The organism is Leptospira adleri (assembly GCF_002811985.1).
GTDB classification, from domain to species: domain Bacteria; phylum Spirochaetota; class Leptospiria; order Leptospirales; family Leptospiraceae; genus Leptospira; species Leptospira adleri.
In genome coordinates, this window is sequence record NZ_NPDU01000159.1 from 1 (window position 1) to 915 (window position 915).

1 protein-coding gene is annotated in these 915 nt (G+C 39.9%); it reads right to left on the reverse strand.

From position 1 onward, the window contains the following. Positions 1–385: transposase (locus tag CH376_RS23930; protein ID WP_207769131.1), on the reverse strand; the 385-nt coding region annotated here is incomplete at its 3' end. Positions 386–915 lie beyond the last annotated feature (530 nt).

Sequence of the window (915 nt, forward strand, 5' to 3'; positions counted from 1 at the left end):
GGCTCTCGGTGATATCCTCGACTCTCCGAACAGAAACTCCAGCGAGATACATCTCCATGAGAGCTTCTTCTACCGAACTCTCCCTTCGTTTGTATCGATCGATGATCGCCGACTCAAACGGAATTGTTCTAAGTTTCGGAACTTTTAACTTTACTTTTCCGGCTTTTGTTTCGAAGTTTCTATTATACGAACCCGCTCTTGTATCTACTCGATCCGGGTTTCTCTCATACCTTGAGGCTTTGCAGAGTTTATCCGCTTCCTCATCTAAGAGAGCGTTCAGCGTTTCTTCCACTGAGCCTCTTACGAGTTCGCTCAAGTCTTTCTTGAGCTGGGTCTCATCCACTTGAATTACTTTCAGGTGCGCTTTTTCTTCTTCTGCCCTCATTGGGGGGTTCTCCTTTTTTTGAATTTGATCGTTACAAACTCAATCGGCAAGGAGAGCCTTCTCATTCATTCTTAAATCTGCGAAATATTTTGGACGTTATCGAACTAAGAGTTAGATTTTAGATTTCTAAGTCTTTCCAAAGCATGATAATAAAAACAAAAGCAAATCGAGGTTCGACACTTTTATGCTCGTGATTATGAAAGTTCTCAGCTGAATAAACGCAAAAGTTTTTCCTTTAATTCTATTAGATCCAAAGAAAACTGAATTCTGTTAATTCTTTCGGATTTGATGAGAATGTTCGAAAGGATTTTTTTGCTTAGGGTTGAAGGTTAAACTTCCGAGTATTTCAAATTGATAAAACGAAAAGACTTCCGATTGTAGGGAATTTTGGTTGGCGGAAAGTATCCGCAACTTCCGATAATACATATTATGTCGCATTTGTATGGAACGAAAGGTGTATGTTCTGGCACATCGGTAACACTATAGACCGGAGACATGGGTTACACTTTATTCGTTGTAGTTGTACACAG